The organism is Actinoplanes sp. NPDC020271, from assembly GCF_044388125.1.
In the GTDB taxonomy this organism is placed as follows: domain Bacteria; phylum Actinomycetota; class Actinomycetes; order Mycobacteriales; family Micromonosporaceae; genus Actinoplanes.
The window spans coordinates 314,611-321,053 of record NZ_JBIRWQ010000008.1 but is presented as its reverse complement, the minus strand read 5'-3'; the positions used below and the strand labels follow the sequence as shown (position 1 = coordinate 321,053).

Annotated in this window: 9 protein-coding genes; 6 read left to right on the top strand and 3 right to left on the bottom strand. The window is 69.7% G+C overall.

Going from position 1 to position 6,443, the window contains the following annotated elements; translation table 11 throughout:
• Nucleotides 1–118: 118 nt before the first annotated feature.
• Nucleotides 119–1,576, bottom strand: a complete 1,458-nt coding sequence (locus tag ACH442_RS20770; protein WP_396339688.1) for a recombinase family protein — start codon at nt 1,574–1,576, stop codon at nt 119–121.
• 47 nt (nt 1,577–1,623) lie between these two features.
• Here ACH442_RS20770 and ACH442_RS20765 point away from each other — a divergent pair, with 47 nt between their 5' ends.
• The 3 genes from ACH442_RS20765 to ACH442_RS20755 all read left to right on the top strand — a co-directional run bounded on the left by ACH442_RS20765 (nt 1,624) and on the right by ACH442_RS20755 (nt 3,470).
• Nucleotides 1,624–2,187, top strand: a complete 564-nt coding sequence (locus tag ACH442_RS20765; RefSeq protein ID WP_396339687.1) for a histidine phosphatase family protein — start codon at nt 1,624–1,626, stop codon at nt 2,185–2,187.
• Nucleotides 2,171–3,016, top strand: coding sequence for an NAD(P)H-hydrate dehydratase (locus ACH442_RS20760; protein WP_396339686.1), 846 nt, complete (start codon nt 2,171–2,173; stop codon nt 3,014–3,016). Before ACH442_RS20765 ends, ACH442_RS20760 begins: the two co-directional genes overlap by 17 nt.
• Nucleotides 3,017–3,155: 139 nt before the next feature.
• Nucleotides 3,156–3,470 (top strand): hypothetical protein, encoded by a 315-nt coding sequence (locus tag ACH442_RS20755; RefSeq protein ID WP_396339685.1) that lies wholly within the window; start codon nt 3,156–3,158, stop codon nt 3,468–3,470.
• A 273-nt stretch (nt 3,471–3,743) separates the two neighbouring features.
• On the opposite strand, the gene ACH442_RS20750 is transcribed toward ACH442_RS20755, so the two are convergent.
• Together ACH442_RS20750 and ACH442_RS20745 are read right to left on the bottom strand one after the other, a co-directional pair.
• The gene (locus ACH442_RS20750; RefSeq protein WP_396339684.1) at nt 3,744–4,136 is read right to left on the bottom strand and encodes a GNAT family N-acetyltransferase; all 393 of its coding nucleotides are present in this window, start codon (nt 4,134–4,136) and stop codon (nt 3,744–3,746) included.
• Nucleotides 4,136–4,474, bottom strand: coding sequence for a YnfA family protein (locus ACH442_RS20745; protein ID WP_396339683.1), 339 nt, complete (start codon nt 4,472–4,474; stop codon nt 4,136–4,138). The genes ACH442_RS20750 and ACH442_RS20745 overlap by 1 nt, the downstream gene beginning before the upstream one ends.
• Before the next feature lie 192 nt (nt 4,475–4,666).
• Here ACH442_RS20745 and ACH442_RS20740 point away from each other — a divergent pair, with 192 nt between their 5' ends.
• Genes ACH442_RS20740 through ACH442_RS20730 form a run of 3 tightly spaced genes read left to right on the top strand, consistent with a single transcriptional unit; the run spans nt 4,667 to nt 6,439 of the window.
• On the top strand, nt 4,667–5,164 hold the full coding sequence (locus ACH442_RS20740) for a phospholipase (protein ID WP_396339682.1): 498 nt from the start codon (nt 4,667–4,669) through the stop codon (nt 5,162–5,164).
• Nucleotides 5,121–5,744: an ECF RNA polymerase sigma factor SigK gene (gene sigK, locus ACH442_RS20735; RefSeq protein WP_396339681.1), complete on the top strand. Its 624-nt coding sequence runs from the start codon at nt 5,121–5,123 to the stop codon at nt 5,742–5,744. The genes ACH442_RS20740 and sigK overlap by 44 nt, the downstream gene beginning before the upstream one ends.
• On the top strand, nt 5,741–6,439 hold the full coding sequence (locus ACH442_RS20730) for an anti-sigma factor domain-containing protein (protein WP_396339680.1): 699 nt from the start codon (nt 5,741–5,743) through the stop codon (nt 6,437–6,439). The genes sigK and ACH442_RS20730 overlap by 4 nt, the downstream gene beginning before the upstream one ends.
• The last annotated feature ends 4 nt before the right edge of the window (nt 6,440–6,443 follow it).

Here is a 6,443-nt window from a genome sequence, read left to right as displayed (position 1 = left end):
ACCTGCGCACCCCGCGCGAGACCCGTGTCTGTTACCGTCCACCCATCGCCCTCGCGGCATAAAACCCTGGTGTCCGATCCCGGGGTGGAACCTCAGTGAGCCTCTTCGTTGCCCACTGCTACCCCCGGAAGCACAAGCCGTTTCCAAGATCGACAATTCCCATCGAGTCCGCCGACCCGGCTTCACCTGCCGTCCCGACCGAAACCCCCCACTGCCCGTCACGCTCCGCGAGAGCCAACCCCCACGACGCCTTAACCGCGCGGGCCATTCCACGTTTGACAGCGTCATCCCCGGCGTTCCACATCTCGGCCACCGTCTGCCCCGTGGGCGCGTAGTCGTAACGGTCGGCAACGATCACGAATCCCTCGATACGCGCCTTGATCCTTTTGCGCTCCGCCACCAACCTGTCCAGCTCGTCATCGTCTTCAGTAGCGGAAAGCCGAGCCTGTATCTTACGAAGCCCCGCCTGCAACTCGTCCAGCTCATGCGCGTTTCCCGCCACCCGCTGAAACGCGAGAATGTCAGTCGTGTCGTTGGCGAAGATGCCCGAAACGACGTCCACGATCGGTTGAGCGTCGATGCCCTTGAACGCGCCGCAAGCCACGCGCCGCTTGCCCTGGCCACCACAACGAAGCTTGGGCGTGCGCGGCTTCGGCACCCGAGGCTTACCCGTGCGCGCATCCTTCGCTGGCGTCATGCCGGCATTGAGGAAGATCTTCCCTGCGCATCCAGGGCAATCGAGGATGCCGGAGATCCAGTTAGCTGGCGACGCGACGGGCCGACCGCCCTTGTTCGTGCGGCTCTCGGTCAGGTTCGCGTCCAACACCTTGTTCGCGCGCCACCACAGCGCGGACTCGACAACCGCCTCAACCTGGTGCGCCCACGTCTCGGTCTGACCCTCATGCGTGTAAGAGCACTCGATCACTCCCGTGTGGTTGGGCGCGAACCGGATGAGGTTCTTGATTGAGTTCGGGTAAAGGTCGTACGCGCGCCCGACCGCGGCAAGTGACTCGTTGCTGGCGACACGCTTGTAGATGTCCACCACGGCCCCAGGGTTCTCGCACCACGCCTGCTTGGCATACCGAACACCCTTCGTCGCCCAGAACGCGGGCAGCGGCCCATGATGCGCCTTGTTGTCGCGGATCATCATGATGCCGCGATACGTATTACTCTTAACCTCCTTGGATTTCGCAGCGTTCATGTACTGCGCCGCGAGCGTCACGATTCGACCCGCGAAGTCCGTCTGTCCGAACTGCGGCTCACTGATCGAAATGATGTCGCCTCCAGCGGCCCGGATGGCCAGCAGGATCTCAGCCTGAGCGTCCAGGTCCTCCCGTCGGTCAAGCCGGGACGACTCGGTAACCATCAACGTCGAGTAGTCGCCACGTTCAATCTCCGCAATCGCCTCGCGCAACGCTGGCTCCTGCGTCCCATGGCTCGCCGAGTAGCCATGCAGCCGAAACCAGCGGACGATCGTGATACCACGCCGTGCGGCATCAGCCGTGATCACCTTGATCTGAGACGCCTCATCCTGACTACCGGTGCTGACTCGTACGAATCCTGCTCCAAGTGCCACGCGTCGATCCCTTCAGGAAACCAATCACGTGTGCATACTACCCAATATTGATTGACCATTTCCGCAGTACGTCGTTGAGCGCCGACCTGGCGATCGTCTCGCCTTACCTGCGCACGCGCCAGACGGCCGAACTGGCCCTGGACGGTCTCGGCGACCCGCTGGTCGTCGACGAGCGGCTGCGCGACCGTGAACTGGGCATCCTCGACCTGCTGACCAACGCCGGCGTGCACGCCCGCCACCCGGAGGAGGCGCTGCGCCGCTCCCACCAGGGCAAGTACTACTACCGTCCGCCGGGCGGCGAGAGCTGGGCCGACGTGCTGCTGCGCCTGCGCGCGCTGCTGCGGGAGGTGCGCGAGGACCACCCGGGCGGCCGCGTGCTGCTCTTCGCCCACGAGGCCACGGTCTGGCTGGTCCGTTCGCTGGCCGAGAGCGTGCCGGAGCCGGAGCTGATGACGCTCGCGCGCGCCGAGGCGATCACGAACTGCTCGATCAGTTCGTGGTCCGGCGACGGCGGACGCCTGGTTCCGGAGCGTTTCAATGACGCCGGGCACCTCGAGGACCACGGTGCTCCCGCGACCGAACAGGAGGAAGTCCGTGCCGAACCGGCCTGACGAACGTGTCATCACCCCGCAGGTGCTGCGCGACTGGCCGCTGCCCGACCCGGGTGACAGCAAGCTGTCCCGCGGCACGGTCCTGGTGATCGGCGGTTCCCGCTTCAACCCGGGCGCCGTGCTGCTGGCCGGGGAGGCGGCACTGCGCGCGGGTGCCGGGCGGCTGCAACTGGCGGTCACCGACGAGACCGCGATCCCGCTGAGCATCGCCGTGCCCGAGGCGAAGGTGGTCGGCTTCCCGTCCGGCGGATCGCTGCCCGGCCAGGTGACCGAGCTCGCGGCGGACGCCGACGTGATCCTGATCGGTCCGGGGCTGGACGACATCGGGGAGACCACCGAGCTGATGCGTCAGGTGCTCGGCGTGGCGGACGCGGACACGGGGGTGGTGCTCGACGCGTACGCGCTGGGGGCTCTGAGCAAGGACCCGGGGCTGCTGCCGCGCACGCGCGCCGTCCTCACCCCGAACATCACCGAGGCCGGCCACCTGCTGGGGCGCGAGCCGGGCGACGACCTGGCCGGGGCCAGCCGCGCGCTGGCTGATCGTTATCGGGCGGTCGTCTCGCTCTACGGCCGGATCGCCGACCCGGACGGCCGGGTGTGGCGGGAGGAGAGCGGCGACGCCGGGCTCGGCACCTCGGGCAGCGGCGACGTGCGCGCCGGAATCGTCGCCGGCCTGCTCGGACGCGGTGCCGAGCCGGCCCAGGCGGCGTGCTGGGCGGCCTACGCGCACGCGGTCAGCGGTCAGCGCCTGATCCCGCGCCGGGGACGCACCGGCTTCCTCGCGCGCGAGCTGGTCGACCAGGTCGCGGACACCCTGGCGACGGTGTGAGGGAAACGGATTACCCGCATCCCACGAACATATTCCGGCCACTCGAATACATCGGCAAAAAAGCTCCGAACTCATTTTCTCCGACCATTCGAATGCTCTACTGAATGGGTCCGAACCCGAATACGGAAGAAGTGGGAAAATGAGTAGGTCGAAAGTATTGGCGCTGGTAGTCGGTCTGTGCACGCTGGCCGGACCGACCCCGGCGGCCAATGCCGCACCCCAGCCGCCGCGCGATTTCGACACGATCGGGTACTTCCCCGCGCCGCGCGACTGCCAGTGGGTCGGCGAAACCGGGCGCCAGCAGCGCCAATGGGCACGATTCGACTGTGACCGGGCCGGCGGCGCGTATCGCGGGCTGTGGCAGCTCACCGTCCAGCGCTACGGCGCGACCCGGTGGCCGGGCGGCCCCGGACGCCCCGACTGGCCGCACGGCCCCGGCCCGCGTCCGCGCTGACCAGAAACAGTCGAAGACGTGGACGAGTAGCGCGAGGGGGATATCGGCACGCACCGGGCTTCCACTCCGCCCGGCCGCGGCCCGATCCGCCATCGACGCCGTCGCGGCCTGAACACCCCGCCGGTCCTCGGCCGGCTGCCACAGGCGCCGCACCGCCCTCGATGCACCTCTGACGCCCGGCCGGCCGCTCCCGCTGGGCGTCAGGGGTGCCCAACCTGCAGGCACACCTGGGAACCAACCGACCGCTCGTCGCCGGCACTCGCGATCAGTCGATCAGAGGGCGATCAGGCCGGCCGGGGTGGTCCGGAAACCACACTGGTCCAGGTAGAAGTGCTCCAGGTGCGGCTCGAAGTCGACGTGCAGCCACTCGCAGCCGGCGTCACGGGCCGCGGCGGCGGCAGCTCGCACCAGAGCGGTGCCGATCCCCCGGCCCTGCAGGTCCGGGTCGACGGCGGTGTCGAGGATGAACGCGTGCGCCCCGCCGTCCCAGCACACCTGGACGAAACCGGTCAGCCGCGAGCCGTCGAACGCGCCGATCCAGGTGAGCGCGTGCCGTTCCAGGCGCTGCGCCCATGGCCGGACGGCCGCGGGGTCCCCGCCGAACGCGCGGGCGTGCAGCGCGCTCAGCTCACGGTCGTCGACCGGGAAACGCGGAACGAGTTCCATCAGGCGGCGCCCCGGGGGGCGTACATGATGATGGCGACCCCGGCCAGGCAGATGCCGGCGCCGATGAGATCCCACCGATCCGGGCGGAACTTGTCCACGATCACGCCCCAGGCGAGCGAGCCGGCGACGAAGATCCCGCCGTACGCGGCGAGGATGCGCCCGAAGTTCGCATCCGGTTGCAGGGTGGCGACGAACCCGTAGGCGCCGAGCGCGATCACGCCGGCGGCGACCCACCACAGCCCGCGGTTCTCCCGCCAGCCCTGCCAGATGAGCCACGCCCCGCCGATCTCGGCGAGCGCCGCGAGGGCGAAGAGCAGCAACGAGCGTACGACGATCACGCGCCGAACCTACCGTCCGGCCGGTGTCCGCCGGTCAACTGACCACCGTCGCACCGATCGGGCCGGGGCGTCGAGCCGTCGCAATTCATCACAGGCGGGGATTCCTCACCGATCGGCAACAGTGACGGCGACCGATGCCCTCGCGGCCCGTCGGCGGCGAGACTGGGCGGCCCCGTACTCCTGGAGGTCCGGATGTCCCGACCCTTCGCCGCCTCGATCCTCAGCTCGATCATGATTCTCGGCCTGGCCGCCCCCGCCCGCGCCGCCACCGCGCCGGACCGGGCCACCGTGCTGGCGTCGTTCACCCAGCCCACCGTGACCAGCTACAACGCCTGGAACGCGGCTCGCCGGGACCGCGCGAAGTGGGCGTCGTACCACTTCGACTGGGGCACCGACTACTGCTCGGTCAGCCCGGACCGGCCCTTCGGGTTCGACTTCCGGCTCGCCTGCCGGCGGCACGATTTCGGGTACGGCAACTACAAGCTCGCCGGCACGTTCAGCGCGAACAAGAAGCGACTCGACGTCGCCCTCTACGAGGACCTCAAGCGCAAGTGCACCACGTATCCGGCCGCGTCCCGGCCGGTCTGCTACTCCCTGGCCTGGACCTACTATCAGGCGGTGTCGTTTTTCGGCAGTCTCTACGGCATTGATCCGGAGGCCGCCGTGGCCGCCGCCGGGACCGTATCCTGAGGCGGCCCCGACGAGACGGAGAGCCATGGCAGACGACACCGGTGCGCTGCTGGGAGCGGTCGCCACCGGCGACGAGAAAGCCTTCACCCGGCTCTACGACCTCGTCGCACCCCGCGTGTTCGGCCTGGTCAGGCGCGTCCTGCGGGATCCCGCGCAGGCCGAGGAGGTCGCCCAGGAGGTGCTGGTGGAGATCTGGCGCACCGCGGCCCGTTTCGACCCGGCGCGCGGCACGCCCACCGGCTGGATCCTCACGATCGCGCACCGCCGGGCCGTCGACCGGGCCCGCGCCGAGCAGGCCGCGACCGACCGCATCCGATCAGTCGGCGCCGCGTCGCTGGACACGCCTTACGACGCGGTCGCCGACGAGGTCACGGGACGTCTCGAGCGTGAACAGGTCCGCGACTGCCTCGACGGGCTCACCGATCTGCAGCGGCAGGCGGTGACGCTCGCGTACTACCGGGGGCATTCGTACCCGCGGGTGTCACAGCTGCTCGGCGTACCGTTGTCGACGGTCAAGACCCGGATGCGCGACGGTCTGATCCGCCTACGCGACTGCCTGGACGTGGAGGTCGCGGCGTGAACCCGGACATCCACTCGCTCGTCGGGGCGTACGCGCTGGACGCCCTCGACGACCTCGAACGCGCCGCCTTCGACCGCCACCTGCGCGACTGCGAACCCTGCCGGATCGAAGCCGACGAGCTGCGCGAAACGGCAACCCGGCTCGCCGCCGACGCCTGGTCGGTGCCGCCGCCGTCCCTGCGCGACGCCGTCCTGGCCACCGTCGCGGAAACCCGTCAACTCGGTCCGGCCGCCGCGCGGCCCGCCCGCCGCACGCCCCGCCGCCTCTGGTGGGTCGCCGCGGCCGCCGCTGTGCTCGCGGCGGTCGGCGCGGGCACGGTCGTCTGGGCCATTCAAGATCAGCGCGTACGTCGTGAACAGACGCTCGCCGCGATCCTCACCGCCCCGGACGTCACCTGGCACGAACAGTCCCTGCTGAGCGGAGGCCGGGTCCGGGTGGCCACGTCCACCAGCCGCGACGCCGGCGTGATCATGCTGGACGCCGAGCGGGCGCCCGCCGCGGGCAAGGTCTACCAGCTGTGGACGATCCGGTCGGGGGTGCCGGTGTCGGCGGGAGCCCTGGGTGCGGGCCAGTCCGTGTCGACCCAGGTGGTGAACGATCTGCCGACCGCGAACGCGGTGGGGGTGACCGTCGAGCAGGCGCCGGCCGCCGAGACTCCGTCGACGCCGCTGGAAGCCCAGGTCGACCTCACCTGACCCG